The sequence below is a fragment of the Methylocystis heyeri genome, assembly GCF_004802635.2.
GTDB classification, from domain to species: Bacteria; Pseudomonadota; Alphaproteobacteria; order Rhizobiales; family Beijerinckiaceae; genus Methylocystis; species Methylocystis heyeri.
In genome coordinates this window covers 2,436,308-2,458,576 of record NZ_CP046052.1, presented here as the reverse complement: position 1 = coordinate 2,458,576, position 22,269 = coordinate 2,436,308, and the positions used below count along the sequence as shown (strand labels likewise).

Genomic DNA, 22,269 nt, shown 5'->3' with positions numbered 1-22,269 from the left:
ATATAGATAAATTACATATCGCCGCGCTTCCTTGCCTGAAGCGCGGCTTACGCCATGCGCGGCGCTGATGCGTTTCGTTGAACGCGAATGTCAAAACGCGTCGCTATGATCAAGGAGCGCCGATGGACATCGCCCGCAACAGCTGCGCCGGCCGCGTGAAAACAGCGGATTTATCCTCCTGTGCGCGCGGTTTCCGTTTGGGCCTTTCCGGCTGCGGCGGAGGGCTCGAATCCATTTCCACTTCGCGCCTGCTCGATCTCGCCGAACGCGTCGAGGGGCTCGGTTTCGAAGCGATCTGGCTCAACGAAGAACATTTCCAGGGCAGCATCGTGGAAGTGGAGGGCCGGCGCTGCCTGTCGCCGCTGATACTCGCTTCCGCGATCCTCGCGCGCACGCGCAGGCTGCGCGTCGGATTTTCCGTGCTGCTGCTCGCCCTGCATCACCCCGTGCGGCTTGCGGAGGAGATCGCGACGCTTGACGTTCTCTCCGACGGCCGCGTCGACTTTGGGATCTCGCGCGGCGGCAACGGCCGCTATCTCGAAGTCTATGGCGTCGATCCAGAGAGCGTGAACGACCGCTTTCGCGAGACCTTCGACTTTCTGCCGCGGGCCTGGGCGGAGGGCAAGATCGCTTTTGACGGGAACGAATATTCCATCGAGCCCAAGCCCGTGCAGCGCCCCCATCCGCCGGTCTTCATGGGCACCTATACCGAAGAAACGGCGGCCTGGGCGGCGCGAGAAGGCCATGGGCTGATCTGCCACGGGATCACCAGCATGGCCAACCAGCGCCGTCTCATGCGCGCCTTTACCGACGCCGGCGGCGATCCCTCCGCCGTCCCCTTCGGCCGCTTCGTTTATGTGAGCGAGAGCGACGCCAACGCGCGAGCCGAGCTCTGGCCGACCGTGCTCAAGCTGACGACGAGGCTCAAAGGCTTCGGCCTGTTCAATCGCAAGGGCGTGGTCGCGGAGCGGGACCTCGATCCCGAGGTCTTCTATCACGAAATGGTCATCGCCGGCGGGCCCGAAACCTGCACGCGCAGGATCATGGAGCTGAACGAAGAATTGGGCGTCGCCTATCTCAATGCGCTCAGCGCCTTCTTCGGCTTTCTGCCGATCGAACTGCTGGAGCGCTCGCTCGATCTGCTCGGGAGCGAAGTGCGCCCGCGGGTCGAGGCCGCCTTCAATCGAGCCGCGGCGCAAAGGCGATGATTTCCTGCGCCGCTCCGCCTGTGAGGCTCTGGAGCGGCGCGCCATAGAGATCGCTCATGGCTTGCGCCGTGCAGACCTGCGCGACAGGTCCGATGGCGCAGAGGCGCCCCTGCTTCATCAGCGCGACGCGGCATTTCAGGTTGAAGGCCTGATCGGGCAGATGGGTCGTCATGATTATGCTCTTGCCCATGTGCGCGAGGTCTCGCACCAGCGCCAGCACGCGGCCCTGATTGCCGAGGTCGAGACTGGCCGTCGGTTCGTCCATGACGATGATCGGCGCGTCCTGCGCCAGGGCGCGCGCGATCAGCACCATCTGGCGCTCGCCGCCTGAGAGCTCCGTGAACGGACGATGGCGCAGGCGCCAGACTCCGGTCAGCTCCATCGCTTGCTGCGTCAGGCGGCGATCCTCCTCCATGGGCGCGCCAAAAGGTCCGATGTGCGGCGAACGCCCCATCAGCACCAGATGCTCCGCCTCGAAGGCGAAAACGCTCTGCGTCGATTGGGGCACATAGGCGATCAGCCGGGCCAGATCCGAGCGTGAAAGCTGGCTTATGGCTGCGCCATTGATGCGCACCACGCCGCGCTGGGGGGCGAGCAGGCCCAAAAGGCAAAGCGCCAGCGTGCTCTTGCCCGCGCCATTGGGGCCGAGGATCGCGAGCGCCTCTCCGCGGTCGAGATCAAAGCTGATGTCGTTCAAAACTTCTCCGCCGCCTTCGCGACGAAAGCAGAGCCCGGTGGCCTCCAGCGCCTTCATGCCCAGCGGCTCTGGCGCGCGCGCAGCAAAAACATCAGGAAGAAGGGCGCCCCGATGAGGGCGGTCAGCACGCCGAGGGGAATTTCGATCGCGGAGATCGAACGCGCGAGATCGTCCACCAGCAGCAAGAAAATGCCGCCGAACAGGGCCGTCGCAGCGGTGAGCCGCCCCGGCTCCATGCCGAAGCTCGCGCGCGCGAGATGCGGAATCAGCAGACCCACCCAACCGATCACGCCGGCCACGCAAACCGTCGCGGCGCTCATCAGCGTCGCGCAGCAGATGACGAGGATGCGCAAGCGCCGCACATCCACGCCCATGGTCGCAGCCTCGTGGTCGCCGAGCGCGAGCAAGCCGATGCGCCAGCGGTTGAGATAGAGCGCGAGGCCGCCGAGGATCACCGGGCAGGCGAGGACGATGGCGTCGGACGCGCTCATCCGGGCGAGGCTTCCCATGAGCCAGAAGGTGATCGTCGGCAGGGCTTCGACCGGATCGGCGACATATTTGACGATCGAGATGAGCGCCTGAAACAGCGCAGAGACCACCATTCCACAAAGCGTCAAGGTGATGATCGAGCGTGTGTTGATCGCCCTGTCGGCGCCGAGCGCAATCGCCACAGCGGCCAATCCGCCCACAAAGCCCGCACCCTGCACGCAAAGAACCGGCGCCCGCAGCAGCAGCGCGACCGAAGCGCCGAACCCTGCGCCGGCGGAGACGCCGAGCAGGGCGGGCGAGGCGATCGGATTGCGAAACACGGTCTGATAGGCGAGGCCGGAGAGGGAGAGCCCTGCGCCGATCAGCACGGCGCCGACGATGCGGGGGAGCCGCACCATGAGAACGATCGTCTCGGCCGTCCCGCTCGGTTGGGGACCGCCGATTCCCGCCGCCCCTGCGAGGACTTGCAGCAGCGTTTCCAGCGGAACGTAATAGCGGCCGAGTGCGAGCGAGAACAGCATCGTCAGGACCAGCAGCGCGGAAAGGGCCAGGAGGCCCGCCCCTTGGCGCTGCGCCTCACCGCTCGGATGCGCCAGCGAGAATTTCATCGATCTGCTCATTCGAAAGCGCCTTGTCGAAGAAGCGCGCGTAGAAAGCCGCGGCTTCCGCCTCGAGTTTTTCTCGCGAGATGCGTTCGGGATGGATGAGCGAGGCGGCCCAAAGCAAAGTGAGCGGCTGTTCGATCGTTCGATTGGCCCAAAGATGCGCCCCCATCGGCGCGACGAAGACGCGCTTGTCGCGCACCGCAGCGAGGTCCTTGAAGCGCGGATCGGCATAGGCCGTTTTGAGTTCGCCCTGATCGGCGACGATCATGATCTCGGGGTCCCAGGCCAGCATCTGCTCCAGCGAGAAAGTCACGCTTTCCTGCAGACGGCCATCGTCGGTGACGCTGCGGCCGCCCGCTTTTTCTATCCACCATTCGGCGATGCGGTGCGGCTGGGTGAGACGGCGCAGATTGACGTAAAGCACGCGCGGACGATTCAATGCGGCGCCCGACCAGGCCGAGACGCGGCTCACCACCGCGTCGAAATAGGCGGCGTAGTCGCGCGCGAGATCCGCCTTGTCGAAAGCCTCGGCCAGCAAGGCCATCAGGGCTTTCACGTCTTCGGGCGCGGTCCATCGCAGGAAGACGACCGGCAGGCCGAGATCGCCGAGCTTTTGCGCCGTCGCGATGTCCATCGTCAGAACGAGGTCCGGCTTCAACGCCAATATGTCCTCGACGGCGAGGCCTTTTTCGGCGCCTTGCACGACCGGCTTTCCCGCGAGGCCGGGCGCAAAGACATATTGATATTTGCGCGCGAGCTGCGGCGGCAGGCCGTTCGCGAGCGTGTCCTGTTCATGCAGAGCGAAAAGGAAGCCGTTGATGACGGGCACGGCCCCGAGCGTCACGACGCGCTCGATCCGGTCGCGGATTTCGACCTTGCGGCCGGCCATGTCGACGATCGCGCGCGCCTGCGCCGCAGGAGCGCTGCAGCACAGGAGAGCGATGATGAGAAGGAGGCGGATGGGAGTCATGGCCTTGCTTTTAGAAGTTCGCCGTGATCCCGGCGAAGATGGTTCTCGGCGGCGCCACGTAATAGGAGGTGCTGTTGAGATTGTCTTCGTTGACGGATATCGCGCCGATATAGCGGCGATCGGTGAGGTTGAGAATTCCGGCGTTGAGGCGCATGGCCTTCAGGCCCAATCTCGCGCCTAAATCATAGGAGGCGTTGAGATCCACGACGGCGTAGGGGCTGACCGCCTGGGTGTCGTCCGCCAATCCGTATCGCGTGCTGACGTAACGGATGCTCGGGGTGATTTCGAACCCGTAGTCGTGCCAGGTGACCGCGCCTTTCGCCTGGATCGTCGGCGTATAGGGAACCTGCTTGCCGGCGATATACATGAGCGTGTTGGTCCCGGTCGCGATGTTGGATTTGTAGGTTTCGGAGGCGTCGGTGAAAGTGCCGTTCAGCGTGACGTGGTCGCTCGCCTTGTAGATCGCCTCGATCTCGAATCCGTAGCCGTTCGTCGCGGCGTTGCTCTGGTAATAGCTTTGTCCGACGTTGGGGTCGTAGACCAGCACCTCCTTCTTGTGGGTCGTGAAGCCGAAGAAGGTTGGAATGATGGTCAGATCGCCGGATTGGTAACGCACGCCGAAGTCGATCTCGTCGACGAGCTCGGGCCGTATCTTGCTCATGAGCGTCTGCATGTTGATCCCTCTCTTGAGAAAGGCGGCTTCCGCGCCCGTGAAGGAGCTGGCCTGCGGCCCCCAGTCGGGCCGGCCGGTCTTGCGGCTGTAACTCGCGTTGAGGCTCCACTCGTTGGACAATTGCTGGCGAAAGCCGAGATTGGGAAGCCAATCGGTGAAAGTCCGCGCGGCCACTGCCGCATTGGGGTCGGGCCTCGGAGCGTAGGCGAAGACGTCGGTATAGGAGACTTGGGGTAGTCCCGTGGTCGTGTAATATTGCAGCGCCGGCGCGCCTTCCACGAGCAGCCGCACGCCGCCCGAGACCGTCGTGGCGTTATAGCTCTGCGTATATTGCATGAAGGGGCTGTAGAACTCGTGGTCGGTCGACTTCGCCAGCACCGACCAGTTGGCGTAGCTCAGCGTTCCGACGCTCGTTACGTTGAACTGCTGCTGACCGAGCGGCGGAGGCTCGGGCTTGGCGTCCTCGCCCCAATAGCCGAGCAGGAGATCGCCGCCCCAGGAGAAGCGCTTGCGATATTCGGCGACCCCGCCCAAAGTGTAATTGTTGATCGGCCACAATTTGACGCCCGTCCCGGAAGTCGTGAGCTGGGAGCCCTCGTTTCGCCAATAATACGGCTTCAGCACGAAAGACTGATCGCCCTCCATCTTGTAGGTGATTTCGGTCCAGATGGCGTTGTCGGCGTAACGGGTCTTGTTGAAGAGATAACTATTGTTGTCGACCTTGGGCTTGCCGGTGAACTGGGTGTTGTAATCAGCCCAGGCGTAGGCGGAGAGCATCGTCGTCTGGGCGTAGGTCAACGGCAGATAGGAATAGGCCTTCTGGTCGTTGTGAACGCCGTAGACCTTGACGTCGATATTGTCGCCGAGCTTCTGGCTCAGCCCGAACATGACGTTCTTGCGCGATGCGTCGCCGTCGCCTTTCCATTTATTGGCCTCGGTCCAGGACCCCGAAACGAAGAAAGCCGTTCCTGTCGGGAGCAGGCCCGAGTCGACGCGCGCCGCCGTGCGCCAAAAACCGTCGGAGCCGGCGCCCTGGCTGATCCAGCCGCCATATTCGGCTTTTGGAGGCAGCATGATCTGATCGAGCTGGCCAGCAGCGCTCGCAAATCCGAGGCCCTGGTTGGCCTGCAGGCTGCCGCGATAGAGATCGATGCGAGACAGGTTGCTCAAGTCGATGAGGTCGGCGCCGCCGACGATGCCGGCGATCGGCAGCCCGTCGATGGTGCGGGACAGAAAGAAATCGGAAACGCCGCGCACGGTGATGCTGCGCGTGAAGGAAAGGCCGTAAGGGTCGGCCGAGTCCTCGATCACGCTGGGCATGAGATCGAGCGGCTTGTAAGAGCTGGCCTGGGCCGGCCCGCCCAGTATTCTGATGCCCTCGGGCGTCACCGAGCTCACGGGATTGGGTTCCGGACTCTGCGCCGGATCGATCAGCGGCCCGCCGCTGTATGAGAAATCCGCCCCGGACTGGCCGGCCGGCGCATCCGCCTGTCCAGCCGGCGCCGCAGATTGCTGGGGGGAACCTATAAGAATATCCGGCAACGACTCCTGAGCCCAAACTGCGCCAAGGCATTTCAGCCAGACCATGGTCGACGCGCCGGCAAGCAGCGCAGCGCGCATCGACCTATTGAATTTCACCATTACAGCCCCCCGCCGGAACGCGCCGAGCGCGGATATCTGCTTGCAGGGAGCCGAAATTTCGCTTCCGGGCTGCAAGGGATATTCGCGCCTTGCAGGGCTTTTCGTCCTAATTCGCTATGTAGTGCAACTATATAAAGTGCGCATTGCGCTCAATTTTGCGGAAAACTGTCAATAATTTCAGCAGCGCTATATAGCTTTCTCCTATTTCGCTCCTGCGTCGTCGAGAGGCCGCGCAAAGCTCGGATGGCGGCCGCTATTGCGCCTCCTGGCGCAAGGCGACGGTGAAGTCGATCTCGACCGGCCTGCCGAAGCGGGCCGTGGTGAAACGCACGGCGATGAGTTTCGGCAGGTGAGCCGCATCGAGCCAGTTGTCGCTCCAGCGCGGCGGCTTGCCTTCTTCCATCACTCCGAAATAGCGCAGCTGGAGGAAAGAGACACCGCGCACGGCCTCGGTCTTCTGCATCGAGCTGCGCGCGATCTGCGAGGCTTCCGCGGGGCGGAAAGACTGGGTCCAGACGGCGAGATCGGCGCTGGAGCCATTGGGTTCGAGGCCGATCTCCCCGGCGAAAAATCCGCCCGCCTGGGTCTGGCCTTCGCTCAGTCCGACGAACATGCAGCCATCCGGGCGACCGAAAAAGAACAGGGTCTGTCCCTTCTTCTGGTCCGGAATCATCATCGGATAGGCGTGGGACAGCATGTCCGACAAAGCCGTCGCCGCGGCTTCGAGGTCGCCGACCGCCTGATTCGAGCGGCTGGTTTCGAAGGCTTTCTGCGCGAGCTGCATGCCGCTGAGCAGGGACCCCATGAGCAGGGCGAGAAGGGCCAGGGAAAGCAGCAGCTCCAGCAGGGTGAAGCCGGCGTCGCGGCGCCGTCGGATCCGGCGCTTCATCGCGCGTCCTCGCTGATGACCACGATCTTGAAGGTGTCGAATCCCATGCTGAGCGCCTTGCCGGTGGTTTCGGCGCCCCGGGTGACGTCGATATGCGCCCAGAAGGCGATCGTCTTGTAGGTCGGCGCGTTGGGCACCAGCGGAGCATTGTTGGTCTGAGGAGGGGTGGGCGCGAAATTCACCGTGATGGCGTAGATCAGGCCGTCCTCGCTGCGCCCTTGGCGCAGGCCCGGCGGCGGAGGCGACTCGACGCCCAGCGCCTCGAATTCCGAGCGGGCGAGGCGCGTGGCGCGGAGCATGAAATCGGCGCGATCGTCGTTGTGAACCGCGCCGGAGAGGCCGCTGATCAGGGCAGCGAGCGAGAGTGTCAGTATGGCGAAAGCCGCCAGCGCCTCGATCAGAATGAAACCGCCGCGCCGGCGCAGCGCCTTGCCGCGGCCCGGCCTCGCCCGCAGGGTTTTCACGAAACCTCGCATCTTGCCGCCCCCGTCAGCCAGTTGACGTCGACGATGGCTGCACGTCCGCCGAGGGAAAGCGTGACCTCCCCGCCGGTCGAGGAGCCGCCGGGAAAGAACAGAATGTCGCCTTCATTGGCGCCGCGGCGTCTCGCTTCTGCGATTTTCAAATCCATCTGCGCCTGCGGCGGAAGAAAGGTCTCGGCGACGACCGGGGTCCAATAGCTCTTGCGCGCGAGATTGAAACTGACGGCGAATTCGCTGTTTCCCGCGATGGCGCGGGCGCGGGCGTCGCGCATCGTGGCGCATAGCCTGCGCGCCGCCGCCTGAAGCTGGAGCCCGCCGGGGGCGGGCCGAAGCAGCGGGGTCGAGACGCCCATGATGAGCGCGAAAATCGCCAGCACGGCCAGGGTTTCCAGCAGGGTGAAACCCGCCCGCGCGGAATGGCGGCGAAAGCGCCTCATTGGGTCGCGAGTTCGTTGATGCCGAGCACGGCGTTCATCACCGTCAGCACCAGCGCGCCGACGAGCCCGGCGATCATGACGGTGAGAAGCGGCGTCAGCAGGCTCATCGCCCGCTCGATCGAACGCTCGGTGGCGCGCTCGAAGCTGCTCGCGACGCGCAGCAGCATCGGGGCCAGTTCGCCGGCTTCCTCGCCTACCGCGACGAGCTGGGGCACGACGGTCGGCAGATGCTTGATCTCGGCGAGCCCGCGCGAAAGGCTGCCGCCGTTGCGGACCGAGTCGACCACGCCGCCGAGCTGCTCGCGAAGGAACATATTGCCCACCGACTGCACCGCGCTCTCCAGTCCCTGAAGCAGGGGCACGCCCGCCTTCAGCATCGCGCCCAATGTGCGGGCGAATTGGGAGGTGTCGTATTGCGCCTTCATCGGGCCGATGACCGGAAGGTCGAGCATCCGGCGGTCGACGGCGAGCTGAACCGGCGGGCGCGCCGCGGCGTAGGACCGGAACCAGAAGAAGAAACCCACCAGGAAGACGATAAAGCCGAGAATATAGGGCCATTGGTCTTCGAGGCCCATGATGAACTGGAGCCCGCCCGGCATGGGCTTGCCGCTTTCCGAAAAGATCGGGGCCACCGCCGGCGCCAGCACGGCGATCACGATGCCGGTGGAGACGAGCGCAAGCACGATCAGCACCACGGGATAGACCAGCGCGGACTGGATGCGGGCGCGCAGCTCCTGCCGGCGTTCGAGCATGTCGGCCATCTGGGCGAGGGCGCCGCCGATGTCGCCCATGGTTTCGCCGGCCCTGACAACGCTGATGTAGCCGTCGCCGAAAGCCGAGGAGGTCGCGGCGAGCGAATCCGAAAGGGTGGCGCCGTCCAGCAGCCTGCGGAGCACTTCCTCGGTGAGTTCGCGCCGGACCGGGTTCGGGGCCTGCTCGCTCAAAATCCGCAGCGCGCGGTCGAGCGGGACGTCGGCTTCCTCCAGGGTGGCGAAATCGCGGGTGAAAGCGGCGACGTCGGCCGGCTTGAGGCGCTTCTTTCCCTGCCCGCCGCTCTTGGCCCCGGCTTTGGCGCCGCCGCCGCCCGCGGCTCGGGTCTCGAAGGGCGTGAGGCCGCGGGCCCACAGCATATCCTCCGCTTCCTCGCGGCTGCGCGCCTCGATCTCGCCTTCGTCCAGCTCGCCCTGCGCCGTGTAGGCGCGGTAAAAAAATGAGGCCATCAAACGCTTCCCAAAGTGCCGCGCCGACGAAACCCGCTCCGGAGCGCATTGTCGCAGGATCTGACAGGCCATTGCGACAAGAATGCGCTATAGTTGGTTGATCCGGCGCGATTTCCTGATCGCTCGAACAGCGCAAGGCGCGCCAAACGCGCTAGTCCGCGCGGGTGACGCGAAGGACTTCCTCGACGCTGGTTTCTCCCCGCCAGGCCTTGCGCATGCCGTTCTGATACATCGACATCATCCCGGCCTGCCGCGCCGCCTCGTCCAGAGCCGTGTCGTTGGCCTTTTCGCAGACGAGGCGATGCATGCGGTCGTTCACGACGAGCAGCTCGGCGATGGTCGAGCGCCCCGAGTAGCCGGTCTGCCTGCATTTGGGGCATCCCACCGGCCCGCGCAGCCGCGGCGGGGAGGTGGCGAAGCGCTCTCCGGCGAGGCGCTGACGCCATTGCTCCGTGGTGGCGTTCGGAGCGGCGCAGGCCTCGCACAGCCGGCGCACCAGGCGTTGCGCCAGCACGCCCTTGACCGTCGAAGCGATGAGATAGCTCTCGACCCCCATGTCGATGAGGCGGGTGATCGAAGCCGCGGCGCCGTTGGTGTGCAGCGTCGAAAACACGAGATGGCCGGTGAGGGCGGACTGGATCGCGATGCGCGCGGTCTCGGCGTCGCGAATTTCGCCGATCATGATGATGTCGGGGTCCTGGCGCAGGATCGAGCGAAGCGCCATCGGGAAGTCCATTCCGATCGCCGGCTGGACCTGCACCTGGTTGACGCCCGTGAGCTGGTACTCGATCGGGTCCTCCACCGTGAACAGCTTGAGCTCAGGCTTGTTGAGCTCTTTCAGCGCGGTGTACAGCGTCGTGGTCTTGCCGCTGCCGGTCGGGCCGGTGACGAGGAGGATGCCGTTGGGATTGCTCATCACCTCGCGGAAGGGCGCCAGCAGATCGGCGTCGAATCCCAGCGCCTCGAAATCGAGCGAGACATGGCTGCGGTCCAGAATACGCATGACGATGCTTTCGCCATGCGCGGTCGGGATGGTGGAGACGCGGAAGTCGATGTCGACGCCGCGCACGGCGAGCTTGATGCGGCCGTCCTGCGGCAGCCGCCGCTCGGCGATGTCGAGTTGGGCCATGATCTTGATGCGCGAGGAGATGGCGGCCTTGAGGCCCGGCGGCAGCTGTTCCACGTTGCGCATCACGCCGTCGATGCGATAGCGCACCAGCACCTGGTCCAGCGTCGGCTCGATATGGATGTCGGAGGCGCGCGCCTCGATCGCTTCCGCCACGATCTGGTTGACCCGCCGGATCACCGGGGCTTCGTTGGCGATGTCGCGCAGGCGCTGGAGGTCGAACTCGCTCGCCGCCTCGCCGCGCGCGTCGGCGTCGACGATGGCCACCCCGTTCTGGCTCTTGCCATAAAGGGTGAGCAGCGCCTTTTCCATATTGGCCGGCGTGATCAGCCGAAGCTCGATTCCGAAGCCGGTCGAATAGGCGAGGGCGTCGACCGGCTCGAGATTGAAGGGATCGACCAGCGCGACGGTCATGCGCTCGCCGTCCAGCGCCAGCGGAATCAGTCCGTTGCCGCGGATGAAGCGCTCGACGACGGTTTCGGGAAGGATCGGCTCGGGCGGGAAGTCCTTTTCCTCGACGACCCCGATGTGGAGGAATTGCGCGAGATGGCCGCAAAGATCAGCTTCGGGAATGAGCCCGAGCTTGGTCAGGACCTGATCGAAGCGTTCGCCGGCCTGGCGCGCGGCGCGCTGCGATCTCTGCAGCGAGAGGTCGTCGACCGCTCCGCGCGAAAGCAGAAAGGCCCCGAAATTATCGGAAAATTCCTTGTTTCGTGGATCCAGCCTGCAGTTCGGCGGGACGCCGTCGCCGACCATGGCCGTGCTGGTTTGCATCTAGCGGGCTCCCTGGCGCGAATTTCCCTTCGAAAAGCCTATCCGCCCTTGCGATGGAATTCGCTCCTAACCTGATGAATCGGCGCGCTTTCCGATCGGGCGATCCGGTCCGATCGGAAAGCGCGCCACCTCGCCGGCCCGCTGCGGCCAGAGCCGCAAACCGCGCCGGTCGGAGAAGTCATACCAGACCCATTGGCGCAAGCCCCAGGCTTTTTCGCGGCGGAGTTCGGCCTGATGGCGCTCAAGCCCTGTTGTCTGGGGCTAATTTCTATCGACCGGATGTCTTTCCATCCGCCTAATGCGCGGCCGGAGCGGGAGCGGCTTCCTCGCCGCGCGCGGCGACATTGCGGCGGGTGGCGGGCGCTTTTTGCTGGATGTCGCGCCATGTGTTGGATTGCGAGATCATCTGGCGGATCGAGGCCACATTGGCGGCGGCGTCGATCGGGGAAAGATCGCGCCTCGACCATTCCTCCGCCTGGGAGAATTTCCCTTCGAGCGCGAGCACGAGGGCGAGATTCTGTCTCACCCGCATGTCGGCCCCGGGCTGAGCGGCTGCGGTCAGCAGGGTTTCCTCCGCCCGCGGCAACTGCTGGGAAAGGGCGTAGGACAGTCCGAGGTTGGAAAGCACCGTCGGATCATTGGGGTGGAGTTTCAGCGCCTCTTCGTAAAAATTGCGCGCGGCGTCGTGGTTGCCGAGCTGGTCGGCTATCGTCCCCTGGGCCGACATCACCGACCAGTCGGGCCGCTCCGGGGTATGGGCTTTGGAGAGAATATCCGCGGCCTCGCTCAGTCTTCCGGCGTCGGCCAGCGCCTTGCCATAGGCGGAAAGGACCTTTTTGTCCTGGGGATATTGAATCGCTGCTCCCTGAAGCACCGCGACCGCCTGAGCATTCTGGTCGAGGGCGTGCAGGATGCGCGCATAGGTCATGGCGATGTCTTTGTTTTTGGTGTTTTTCTCGTAGCGTTCGCCCCATTCCTCGGCGAGACGTCGCAATTCGCCCTCATTCGACGGCAGCTCGGCGGGAGCCGCTGGCCGTCCGATCGATCCGGTGACGTCGTTCAGCGCTTTCGAGCAGCCGGAAAGCGCCACGAGCGCGGAAATTGCGGCGAACGCCGCCGGTCGCAGGATGCGCCTCGAGGCCGCATGTGCGATCTGGAGATTGGCTGGGAAGGGGAGGGCTGCCTTGCTCACGGGCGATCTTTTCGTTTGATTAGGACAAGTTAGCGGATCATTAAAGGGTTAACCCTAATGGATGCTTAACAAGGCGGCGGAGGTCGTTTCGAAACGGGACGATCGGCCCGAAAACCCGCCTTTTTTTGCGAATGTCTGAGACGCCGCGGAAAGCGCGGCGGCGAAGCGGGGATGCGGAATGGCGACGAGAATCGAATTAGAGGATTTCACCCCGGCCGCGACGCCGATCGACTTCGTCGAGGCGCAAAGCTGGGAGAATTACGCGTCGAATCTGCCCGCCGAGCAGCGCGCTTTCGCCGCCTCCTGCGGTTTCGAGCCCAAGCCCGAGCGCCTGCTGTTGCTGCCGGGGCCTTCCGGCGCGGTGGCGCGCGCGCTGTTCGGCGTGGAGCGCGAGGGCGCCCGTCTGCGCGATCCTTTCCTTCCCGGAAAGCTCGGCGCTTTGCTCCCGCCGGGCCTTTATCGCTTCGATCAGGGGCCTGCGGACCCCGCCGCCGGCGCGCTCGCCTTCCTGCTGTCCCAATATAAATACGCGCGATTCGTCGCCCCCAAGGCCTCCCAGCCCCGCCTTTGCGCCCCCGAGGGGGTGGACGCTGCGCGCATAAGCCGCATCGCCGCCGCCGTCGCCTTCGGGCGCGATCTCGTGAACGCGCCCGCCAATGAAATTGGGCCGGAAGCGCTCGCTTCCGCTGCTGTGGAACTCGCCGAGAGGCATGGCGCGCAGGTTCGGGTCATTGTCGGCGACGCGCTCGTCGCAGAGAATTTTCCGCTTATTCACGCGGTCGGCAAAGGCGCCGCGGAGGCCCCGAGGCTGGTCGATTTCGTCCATGGGCCGGAGGACGGCCTCAAGGTGACGCTGGTCGGCAAGGGCGTCTGCTTCGACACCGGCGGCCTCGACATAAAGCCCTCCAGCGCCATGCTCCTGATGAAAAAGGACATGGGCGGCGCCGCAATCGCCCTGTCGCTGGCGTCGATGCTGATGGAGGGGGCGGTTCCGATCCGTTTGCGGGTCATTCTGCCCATCGTCGAGAACTCCGTATCCGCGCCCGCGTTTCGGCCGAGCGACATCTATCGCAGCCGCAACGGGCTCGCCGTCGAGATCGGCAACACCGACGCCGAAGGCCGGCTGGTCCTCGCCGACGCCCTCGCTCTAGCGAGCGAGGACCAACCGGATCTGCTGTTCGACTTCGCCACGCTGACGGGCGCCGCCCGCGTGGCTCTCGGTCCCGATCTTCCGCCTTTCTACACCGGGAGCGACGAGCTTGCGCGCGACATCGAGCGTCATGCCAAAAGCGCGAACGACCCCTTGTGGCGGCTGCCCCTGTGGGAGCCTTACGACAGCGGCCTGGACGGCAAGATTTCCGACGTCGTGAACGTCACCAGCCACGGCTTCGCGGGATCGATCACGGCCGCGCTGTTCCTGCGCCGCTTCGTTTCCGACCCCGAGCGATGGGCGCATTTCGACGCCTATTGCTGGAACGGCGCGACCAAGCCCGGCCGCCCCGAGGGAGGCGAAATCCAAATCGCGCGCGGCCTTTGCGAACTCATCGAAGCGCGCGCCGCCGCGCTTGCGGAAAGCGCGCGCGGGAGGGATGCGAATTGAGCGAGAATTTCGACCGCCGTCTCACTCCCGCGCGGCCCGATCTCGCGGCGAGCTTTCTAAAGGGTCGCATCGAGGCGGCGCGTTACGCCGACGGCGTCGTCATGCAGGTCAAGGAGGGCGTCGTCGACGTCAAGCGCGAGCCACGGCCCGACGCGGCGCTCGACACCCAGGCGCTCTATGGCGAATGCGTGACCGTTTACGACGAGGAAGAAGGCTGGGCCTGGGGCCAGCTCTCTCGCGACGGATATGTCGGCTGGATCGCGGCCAACACGCTGTGGAGCCGGATCTACCAGCCGACCCATATGGTCTGCGTTCCGCGCACTTTCGCTTATCCGCGCCCGGGCATAAAGGACCCGCCGCTTCTCGGCCTGCCTTTGGGGGCCGAGGTGGAAATCGTCGACAGGCGCGACAATTTCCTCGTCACCGGCGAGGGCGGATTCATATTCGCGAGACATCTGCGCGAGATCGCCGCGCCGGTGGAGGATTTCGTCGCCGTCGCCGAGAAGCTGACCTCCGCGCCTTATCTCTGGGGCGGGCGCAGCTCGCTCGGCATAGACTGTTCCGGCCTCGTCCAATGCGCCCTGCTGCTCGCCGGCCTGCGACCGCCTCGCGACAGCGACCAGCAGCAGGACCAACTCGGCGAGGCGGTAGAGCCGGGCGCGCCACTGCGGCGCGGCGATCTGATCTTCTGGAAAGGCCATGTCGGCGTGATGCGCGACCCGCAAATCCTGCTGCACGCCAACGCCGCGCATATGATGGTCGCGAGCGAGCCGCTCGAGGAAGTGCGGGCGCGCAATATCCGCGCGGGGGCGGGCGACGTGACCGCGATCAAGAGATTGGGGGGGATTGCGGAGGCCTCATGACCGAAGAACTCTTCCTCGAAGATCTCGAAGCCGGGCAGCGTTTCCAGGCCGGGGAAATAAGGCTCGCGGCCGAGGACATCATTCGCTTTGCGCGCGACAACGATCCGCAATTTTTCCACCTCGACCCCGAGGCGGCGAAGTCGAGCATGTTCGGCGGTCTCGTCGCCAGCGGCTGGCAGACCGCCGCCCTGAGCATGCGTCTCTTGATCGAGCGCGGCGCGCCTTTCGCCGGGGGCGTGATCGGAGCCGGCTGCGAGATCGCCTGGCCGCGGCCGGTGCGGCCCGGCGACACCCTTCGCATTGAATGCGAAATCCTGAAGACGACGCCCTCGCGCTCGCGCCCGGAAAGGGGGATCGCGCTGATCAAGCTCGTAACCTACAATCAGAAGGACGAGCCGGTGCTCGCCATGACCGCGAATGTTGTCGTGCCGACGCGGAGCGGCCTGCAGAGCGGGCCGGCGGTGTGATTCATCTGGTCTTGACGAAAGCGCGTGCGAGGCGCTTGAGCGCCACCACGCCCGCGACGACGGGGCCGCGCGAATAGTCGCCTGAGGGAGCCCCATTCAGGAAGCTCGCGCCGAAATCGGTGACCACCGCTATTCCCGCGAAGGGAATCGAGAAGCGCCGGGCGAGGATAGCCTCGGGAACCAGCGAATGGCCCATGAGGTCGGCGCCGAGAATGCGCGCCATCCTGACTTCCGCCGGGGTTTCGAAACTCGGACCCGAGAACCACATGAGAACGCCTTCATGGGTGCTGACGCCTGCGGCGGCGGCCGAGATTTTAAGCCGGCGCAGCAGACGCTTGTCGTAGGCTTCGTTCATGTTGATCGGGTCTTTGATCCCCGCGCCGATGAGGGGGTTGAGCCCTTTGAGGTCGATATGGTCGGTGACGGCGACGAGGCTGCCGGGAACGAGGTCGGCGTTCACCGAGGTCGCAAAAGTTGTAGAAAGAATGCTGCGCACGCCGAGATGCGCCATGGTCTCGATCGGACCGGCCATCAGGCTGGGATCGCCGCAGTCCCAGAAATTGGAGCGGCCCTTCAACGCGATCATGGACACCGAATCGACTGTCGAGATCAGCAATTCGCCGCTGTCGTTCGGGAAGCCGGGCAGGTCTGCGTAAGGGACCGCGACAGGGTCTTCCGCGAAATCGGAAACGCTGAAAAAATTGCGACCGAGAATGATCGCCGCCTCCACCATGGAGAGGCCGCTGCGGGATTTTATGATTTCCGCGGCTTCGAGCGCTGAATCTGTCATTTTTTACCCGCTGCAGCCAAGGGCGCGACGCAATTTGTCTATTGGCTCGGAATGCCAGTCTGGTAACACAAATCCTTGTGGTTTTACGTCAGCCCGCGAAATTTTTTTGAGTTTCCGCTTCGACCCGGAAGGCGGCCGCGAAAAGCGCGCGCGTATAGTCGTTCCGCGGCGCTTCGAAAATCTCCGCGGCGGGGCCTTGCTCCACGACCTTGCCGTTGCGCATCACTATGAGATGGGCCGCCAAAGCCTTTACGACCTTGAGATCGTGGCTGATGAAGAGATAGGCCAGCGAGCGTCGCGCCTGCAGATCCCGCAGCAGATCGACGATCTGGGCCTGAACCGACATGTCCAGCGCCGAGGTGGGCTCGTCCAGCACGACGAGTTTCGGCTCCAGCACTATGGCGCGGGCGATGGAGATGCGCTGGCGTTGCCCGCCCGAGAACTCGTGCGGATAGCGGTCCATCGTCGCAGGGTCGAGTCCGGTTTCGGTCAGGGCCGCGGCGACGATCTCCCGTCGCTGATCCAGCGACAGGCCGGGACGATGAATGGCGAGGCCCTCGGCGACGATCTCCGCGACGGACATGCGCGGCGAGAGCGAGCCGAAGGGGTCCTGAAACACGATCTGCATGTCGCGCCGCAAGGGCCGCATCTCTCGCGCCGTCGCGCCGTCGATCCTCCTGCCCATGTAGACGATCGGCCCCTCCGAGCGGGTCAGCCGGAGCAGGGCGAGCCCGAGCGTGGTTTTGCCAGATCCCGATTCTCCGACGACGCCGACCGTCTCGCCTTCGCGTATGGTCAGCGTCACTCCGTCGACCGCCTTGATGTGGCCGGCGACCCTGCGCAAAAAACCTTGCCTGATGGGAAACCAGACCCGCAGATCTTCCGCCTGCAGCACGATCGGCGCGTCGGGCCTCGCGGCGTTGGCCGCGCCGGAGGGTTCGGCGGCGAGCAGCGCTCTGGTGTAGGGATGTTTCGGCGCAGCGAACACGTCGCCGGTCGGCCCGGCCTCGACGATCTCCCCGTGCTGCATCACGCATACATTGTCGGCGATGCGCCGCACCAACCCCAGATCATGGGTGATGAACAGCATGGCCATGTCATAGGCCTTGCGCAGGCGATCGAGCAGGGCGAGAATCTGGGCCTGGACCGTGACGTCGAGAGCGGTGGTGGGTTCGTCCGCGATGAGGAGATCCGGCTTGTTGGCGAGCGCCATGGCGATCATGACGCGTTGGCGCTGGCCGCCCGAAAGCTGATGCGGATAGGCGTCGAGACGCTGGGCGGGATCGGGAATGCCGACCTCCGCCAGAAGCTCGATCACGCGGGCGCGTCTCTCGTCGCGGTCCCGCATGCCGTGCAGTTCCAGTATTTCCCCGATCTGCCGCTCGATGCTGTGAAGCGGATTGAGCGAGGTCATCGGTTCCTGGAACACCATTGCGATGCGTGCGCCGCGAATGCTCCGCAACTCTGCGTCGTCCATCTTCAGAATATCGCGCTCCCCAAAGAAAACGCGTCCCGAAGGATGATGGGCGGAAGGAGGCAAAAGGCGCAGGATCGCGAGGGCGGTGATCGACTTGCCCGAGCCGGACTCGCCGACGAGGGCCAGGGTCTTGCCCTTTTCGACCGTGAAGGACACGCGGTCGACGGCGAGCGTTTCCCTTTTGCCCTGCAAAAAGGAGATCGAAAGGTCGCGAACTTCAAGAAGGGGGGCGGTCATGCGAGGGCTCTCATGTGTCGCGTCGGATCTCCCACGGAGAGATGAGGTCAAGGCCGGTCGTGCGGAAGTCGGCCAGTACTTCCCCTGGCGAACCAGGCGGTCGGACGGCCGCCCAACGGCAGAGAACACTTCCCCCTCACCTGAAACTCTTTCGCGGATCAAAGGCGTCGCGCACGGCCTCGCCGATGAAGACCAGCAGCGACAGCATGAGCGCGATGACGACGAAGCCGGTGAGGCCTAGCCAGGGGGCCTGCAGGTTGGATTTTCCCTGTAGCAGCAGCTCCCCGAGCGAGGGCGAGCCCGGCGGCAGGCCGAAGCCCAGAAAATCGAGTGAGGTGAGCGTCGTTATCGACGAGTTGAGAATGAAAGGCAGGAAGGTCAGCGTCGCGACGGTGGCGTTGGGCAGCAGATGCCGCATGATGATCCTGGCGTCGGAGAGGCCGAGCGCCCGCGCGGCGTTGACATATTCGAAGTTGCGGGCGCGCAGGAATTCGGCGCGCACCACATGCACCAGCGAGACCCAGGAGAACAGCAGCAGGATTCCGAGCAGGATGAAAAAGCCCGGGGTCAGGAATGACGAAATGATGATGAGGAGATAAAGCTGCGGCAGCGACGACCATATTTCGATCACGCGCTGGAATATGAGATCGACGCGTCCGCCGAAATAGCCCTGTATCGCTCCCGCCGCGACGCCCACAATGGATGAGACCGTCGCCAGGATGAGGCCGAAAAGCACGGAGATGCGAAAACCATAGAGCAGGCGGGCCACCACGTCGCGGCCCTGGTCGTCGGTGCCGAGCCAATTCCACTCTATATCCGCGCAGCCCCGGTTGGGTTCGCCGGGCGCGAGCTTCCTGGCCGCTGCGGCCTCGCACTGGGCCTTGGTCAGCAGCCAGGTCGGCGGCGAAGGCGCCGGCGTCGGCAGGTCGAGATTATGGGTGTCGTAGGAATAGCGGATCGGCGGCCACAGCATCCAGCCATGGGCCTCGATCTCCTTGGAAATGGTGGGATCGCGGTAATCGGTGCGGGCGAGGAAGCCGCCGAATTTTTCCTCCGGATAGGTGAAAAGCACCGGAGCGAGCAGCTCGCCCTTGTACCAGGCCAGAATGGGGCGGTCGTTGGCGATCAGATCCGAGGCGAGGGAAAGCACGAACAACAGCATGAACAGCCAGAACGACCAGAAACCGCGGCGATTGGCCTTGAAATTCTCCAGCCGGCGCGCGTCGAGCGGGCTCAAACGAAGGAAGCCGGAGCGCGCGATCTTCGGCGCAAGCTCTGCGTGGGCGGCGGTCGCGCTCATCTTTAGACCTCTCTGGTTTCGAAATCGATGCGCGGATCGATCCAGGTGTAGGTGAGATCCGAAATGAGATTAACCACGAGACCGAGCAGAGCGAAGATATAGAGGTCGGCGAAAACAATCGGGTAATCCCGGTTTACGATGGATTCGAACGACAGATAGCCGAGTCCGTCGAGCGAGAATATGGTTTCGATCAGAACCGAGCCGGTCAGGAAGGCGTGGACGAAAGCGCCGGGAAAGCCTGCGATGACGATCAGCATGGCGTTGCGGAAAACATGGCCGTAGAGGACCCTGTTCTCGGTCAGCCCCTTCATGCGCGCGGTCATGACATATTGCTTGCGGATTTCGTCGAGGAAAGAATTCTTGGTCAGGAAGGTCTGGGTGGCGAAAGCGCCGAGCGTCATGGACAGCACCGGCAAGGCGATATGCCACAGATAGTCGCCGATCCTGGCGGGCCAGGACAGCTGGTCGAAATTGTCCGAGGTGAGGCCGCGAAGCGGGAAAATCTGCCAGAAGGAGCCGCCGGCGAAGAGCACGATCAGCAGCATGGCGAAGAGAAAACTCGGAATCGCGTAACCGACGATGATGACGTTGGAGGTCCAGGCGTCGAAGCGCGTGCCGTCGCGAACCGCCTTGGCTATGCCGAGAGGAATGGAGATCGAATAGGAGATGAGCGTCATCCACAGGCCGAGGGACATGGAGACGGGCAGCTTCTCGCCGATGAGCTTCAGCACGCTTTCGTCGCGGAAATAGCTGCGCCCGAAATCGAACACGGCGTAGTTCTTCACCATCAGGAGAAAACGCTCCCAGGCGGGCTTGTCGAAGCCGAACTGCTTTTCCAGTTCCGCGATGAATTTGGGATCGAGGCCCTGGGCCCCGCGATATTTGGAGCCGATTTCGGCGCCCTGGCCGATCTGCGCCGCGCCGCCGTGGCCGGTCTCCGCGCCGCCGCCGGAAAAGCGCGACGTGGCGCCCATGTCGAAGCCCTGAAGCTGCGCAATGACCCGCTCGACCGGGCCGCCCGGGGCGAATTGCACGATAACGAAAGAGACCAGCATGATTCCGAGGATCGTCGGGATCATCAGCAGCAGGCGACGCGCGATATAAGCGCCCATCTCGACGTCCTCGTCAGCGGGTTGTGAAGTTGATCTTGCGGGCTCTGTCCTCGTCCCACCACCAGGTCGAGGCGATGCCGGGTTCGAAGCGCGGATAACGCTCCGGGCGGCCGAACACGTCCCAATGGGCGATCCAGTGCGTCGGCTTGTACCAGTGCGGAATCCAATAGCGCCCGGCGATCAGGACGCGGTCGAGCGCGCGGCAGATCGTGGCGAGCTCGCTGCGTGAGGCGGCGACCAGCGCCTTGGCGATCAGCGCATCGACGACGGGGTCGTCTATGCCGGAGAGATTTTGCGAACCGGGCGTCTTCGCGGCCTCGGAGCCGAACAGGATGCGCAGTTCCTCCCCGGGCGAATAGGCGATCCGCAACCGTTCGGTCCTCACGTCGTAATCGAAGTCGTCGGTGCGGCGCTTGTATTGCGCCGAGTCGACGATGCGCTGCGTCGCCTGGATTCCGAGCAGCTTCAAGTTTTTGATATAGGGCTGGGTGATGCGTTCATAGAAGCTCGAGAAATCGAGGAACTCGAATTTGAAGGGATTGCCGTCTGGCAGATACAGCACGCCGTCCTTGCGCTTGCAGCCGGCGGCGGCGAGGAGTTCCGAGGCCTTGCGCAGGAGATTGCGGTCCTGGCCCGAGCCGTCCGAGACCGGCGGGCGAAAGGGGGCGCCGAAAACTTCGGCAGGCAGCTTGTCGCGAAACGGCTCGAGCAGCGCTTTTTCCGCTTCGCTCGGCTGGCCTTCTGCCTTGAGATCGGAATGCTCGAAATAGGATGTCGTTCGTTCGTAGGAATCGTGAAACAGATTATGGTTGGTCCATTCGAAATCGAAGGCGTAGATCAGCGCCTCGCGCACGCGTCGATCTTTGAACACGGGTCGCCGCGTATTGAGATACCAGCCCTGGGTGCCGGAGATGTTCTCGTCGGGAATCACCTCCCGCTTCACCCGTCCGTCGCGGATGGCGGGAAAATCATAGCCTGTGGCCCAGACGGCGGAGGTGAATTCCTCATGCACCGTGGTGACGCCGGATTTGAACGCCTCGAAGGCGACGTTGCGGTCGCCGAAATATTCATAGCGGATGGTCTCGAAATTGGCCTGGCCGACATTCACCGGCAGGTCCTTCGCCCAATAGTCGGGAACGCGGTCGAAGGAGATATAGCGGCCGGGTTCGAACTTCCCGATCCTGTAGGCCGACGAGCCGAGCGGCGGCTCCATCGTGGTCTCTGAAAATTTGTGCTTCGAGTAATATTCTTTGGAAAAGATCGGCTGGGTCGCGACGATGATCGGCAGTTCGCGGGTGCGCTCCGGCGCGAGCTTCACGACCAGCACGTCGTCCGTCGTCGCCTCGGCGCTCACGACGTCGCGCAGCGACTGCGCGATCATCGGATGGCCCTCGGACTTCAGTATGTTCAGCGAAAAGGCGGCGTCATGGGCGGTGAGAGGAGAGCCGTCATGGAAACGCGCTTCCTTGCGCAGGAAGAAGGTGTAGGTCAGCTTGTCCGCGGAAATCTGGACCTTGTGCGCGACGAGGCCATAGAGAGCGTCGCGCTCGTCGAGGCTGCCGGTCATCAGCGTATCGAAGATGAGCCCGACGCCGGCGGCCGGATTGCCGCGCAAAATATAGGCGTTGAGGGAATCATAGGTCGAGGTTTCGGGCGGCGGCGGCTCCATGACGAGAGTTCCGCCCTTGGGCGCCTGCGGATTGACATAGCCGAACTGCTTGAAATCCGGTTTTTCGGCGAGGTCGCCGAAGATGGACAGGCCATGGCTCTCGGTTCCTCCCGCCTCGGGCGGGGCGGCAAGGCCTTTCCGTGAGGCGAGAAAAGCCAGAACGGCGGCGCTCGCGCCAAACAGCCGGCGGCGGGAAAGCGGGAGCTCGAGAAGGGGTTCGTTCACGGGAAACGGCCTCTGTCGGAGAGAAGCATGAGGGATGAGCGCGGCCTTCGTATGATTCGCTGGCGATTATGTCGCTTTTTGGCGTCCTCGCCAGCCTGTCGCCCGGGCGCCGGGAATGGAGCGGAT

Annotated in this window: 19 protein-coding genes; 4 read left to right on the top strand and 15 right to left on the bottom strand. The window is 64.2% G+C overall.

Going from position 1 to position 22,269, the window contains the following annotated elements; genetic code table 11:
- Positions 1-122 precede the first annotated feature (122 nt).
- The gene (locus H2LOC_RS11210) at positions 123-1,208 is read left to right on the top strand and encodes an LLM class flavin-dependent oxidoreductase (protein WP_136496471.1); all 1,086 of its coding nucleotides are present in this window, start codon (positions 123-125) and stop codon (positions 1,206-1,208) included.
- Here the strand turns inward: H2LOC_RS11210 and H2LOC_RS11205 are convergent.
- The 10 genes from H2LOC_RS11205 to H2LOC_RS11160 all read right to left on the bottom strand — a co-directional run bounded on the left by H2LOC_RS11205 (position 1,180) and on the right by H2LOC_RS11160 (position 12,403).
- Positions 1,180-1,962 carry an ABC transporter ATP-binding protein gene (locus tag H2LOC_RS11205; protein ID WP_136496470.1) on the bottom strand — a complete coding sequence of 261 codons (783 nt, stop codon included), beginning with the start codon at positions 1,960-1,962 and terminating at the stop codon, positions 1,180-1,182. The genes H2LOC_RS11210 and H2LOC_RS11205 overlap by 29 nt on opposite strands.
- Positions 1,959-3,014: a FecCD family ABC transporter permease gene (locus H2LOC_RS11200; RefSeq protein ID WP_246206798.1), complete on the bottom strand. Its 1,056-nt coding sequence runs from the start codon at positions 3,012-3,014 to the stop codon at positions 1,959-1,961. Before H2LOC_RS11200 ends, H2LOC_RS11205 begins: the two co-directional genes overlap by 4 nt.
- On the bottom strand, positions 2,971-3,969 hold the full coding sequence (locus H2LOC_RS11195; RefSeq protein WP_136496469.1) for an ABC transporter substrate-binding protein: 999 nt from the start codon (positions 3,967-3,969) through the stop codon (positions 2,971-2,973). Before H2LOC_RS11195 ends, H2LOC_RS11200 begins: the two co-directional genes overlap by 44 nt.
- Before the next feature lie 10 nt (positions 3,970-3,979).
- Positions 3,980-6,283: a TonB-dependent receptor gene (locus tag H2LOC_RS11190; RefSeq protein ID WP_136496468.1), complete on the bottom strand. Its 2,304-nt coding sequence runs from the start codon at positions 6,281-6,283 to the stop codon at positions 3,980-3,982.
- Between the two features lie 253 nt (positions 6,284-6,536).
- Positions 6,537-7,172: a prepilin-type N-terminal cleavage/methylation domain-containing protein gene (locus tag H2LOC_RS11185; protein ID WP_136496467.1), complete on the bottom strand. Its 636-nt coding sequence runs from the start codon at positions 7,170-7,172 to the stop codon at positions 6,537-6,539.
- On the bottom strand, positions 7,169-7,648 hold the full coding sequence (locus tag H2LOC_RS11180; protein WP_162009750.1) for a type IV pilus modification PilV family protein: 480 nt from the start codon (positions 7,646-7,648) through the stop codon (positions 7,169-7,171). The genes H2LOC_RS11185 and H2LOC_RS11180 overlap by 4 nt, the downstream gene beginning before the upstream one ends.
- Positions 7,633-8,091 carry a GspH/FimT family pseudopilin gene (locus H2LOC_RS11175; protein WP_136496465.1) on the bottom strand — a complete coding sequence of 153 codons (459 nt, stop codon included), beginning with the start codon at positions 8,089-8,091 and terminating at the stop codon, positions 7,633-7,635. Before H2LOC_RS11175 ends, H2LOC_RS11180 begins: the two co-directional genes overlap by 16 nt.
- The gene (locus tag H2LOC_RS11170; protein WP_136496464.1) at positions 8,088-9,311 is read right to left on the bottom strand and encodes a type II secretion system F family protein; all 1,224 of its coding nucleotides are present in this window, start codon (positions 9,309-9,311) and stop codon (positions 8,088-8,090) included. Before H2LOC_RS11170 ends, H2LOC_RS11175 begins: the two co-directional genes overlap by 4 nt.
- 151 nt (positions 9,312-9,462) lie before the next feature.
- A complete protein-coding gene (locus H2LOC_RS11165; protein WP_246206797.1) occupies positions 9,463-11,211 on the bottom strand; it encodes a GspE/PulE family protein in 1,749 nt (582 codons plus the stop codon).
- Between the two features lie 295 nt (positions 11,212-11,506).
- The gene (locus tag H2LOC_RS11160) at positions 11,507-12,403 is read right to left on the bottom strand and encodes a tetratricopeptide repeat protein (RefSeq protein WP_246206796.1); all 897 of its coding nucleotides are present in this window, start codon (positions 12,401-12,403) and stop codon (positions 11,507-11,509) included.
- A gap of 178 nt (positions 12,404-12,581) precedes the next feature.
- On the opposite strand from H2LOC_RS11160, the gene H2LOC_RS11155 reads away from it, so the two are divergent.
- From H2LOC_RS11155 to H2LOC_RS11145, 3 genes are read left to right on the top strand one after another with little or no spacing between them, the layout of a single operon-like run.
- Positions 12,582-14,003 carry a leucyl aminopeptidase family protein gene (locus H2LOC_RS11155; RefSeq protein ID WP_136496463.1) on the top strand — a complete coding sequence of 474 codons (1,422 nt, stop codon included), beginning with the start codon at positions 12,582-12,584 and terminating at the stop codon, positions 14,001-14,003.
- Positions 14,000-14,866 (top strand): C40 family peptidase, encoded by an 867-nt coding sequence (locus H2LOC_RS11150; RefSeq protein WP_202620454.1) that lies wholly within the window; start codon positions 14,000-14,002, stop codon positions 14,864-14,866. Before H2LOC_RS11155 ends, H2LOC_RS11150 begins: the two co-directional genes overlap by 4 nt.
- Positions 14,863-15,333 (top strand): MaoC family dehydratase, encoded by a 471-nt coding sequence (locus H2LOC_RS11145; RefSeq protein ID WP_136496461.1) that lies wholly within the window; start codon positions 14,863-14,865, stop codon positions 15,331-15,333. Before H2LOC_RS11150 ends, H2LOC_RS11145 begins: the two co-directional genes overlap by 4 nt.
- A 1-nt stretch (position 15,334) precedes the next feature.
- On the opposite strand, the gene H2LOC_RS11140 is transcribed toward H2LOC_RS11145, so the two are convergent.
- The 5 genes from H2LOC_RS11140 to H2LOC_RS11120 all read right to left on the bottom strand — a co-directional run bounded on the left by H2LOC_RS11140 (position 15,335) and on the right by H2LOC_RS11120 (position 22,143).
- Entirely contained in the window at positions 15,335-16,123 is a 789-nt protein-coding gene (locus H2LOC_RS11140; protein ID WP_136496460.1) for a phosphorylase family protein, read from the bottom strand.
- An 88-nt stretch (positions 16,124-16,211) separates the two neighbouring features.
- Positions 16,212-17,837 (bottom strand): ABC transporter ATP-binding protein, encoded by a 1,626-nt coding sequence (locus tag H2LOC_RS11135; RefSeq protein WP_136496459.1) that lies wholly within the window; start codon positions 17,835-17,837, stop codon positions 16,212-16,214.
- Positions 17,838-17,973: 136 nt separating this feature from the next.
- Positions 17,974-19,137, bottom strand: a complete 1,164-nt coding sequence (locus H2LOC_RS11130) for an ABC transporter permease (RefSeq protein ID WP_136496458.1) — start codon at positions 19,135-19,137, stop codon at positions 17,974-17,976.
- 2 nt (positions 19,138-19,139) lie between these two features.
- Complete coding sequence (locus H2LOC_RS11125; RefSeq protein WP_136496457.1) at positions 19,140-20,249, bottom strand: microcin C ABC transporter permease YejB; 1,110 nt, start codon at positions 20,247-20,249, stop codon at positions 19,140-19,142.
- A gap of 13 nt (positions 20,250-20,262) precedes the next feature.
- Positions 20,263-22,143, bottom strand: coding sequence for an extracellular solute-binding protein (locus tag H2LOC_RS11120; RefSeq protein WP_136496456.1), 1,881 nt, complete (start codon positions 22,141-22,143; stop codon positions 20,263-20,265).
- Positions 22,144-22,269: the final 126 nt, after the last annotated feature.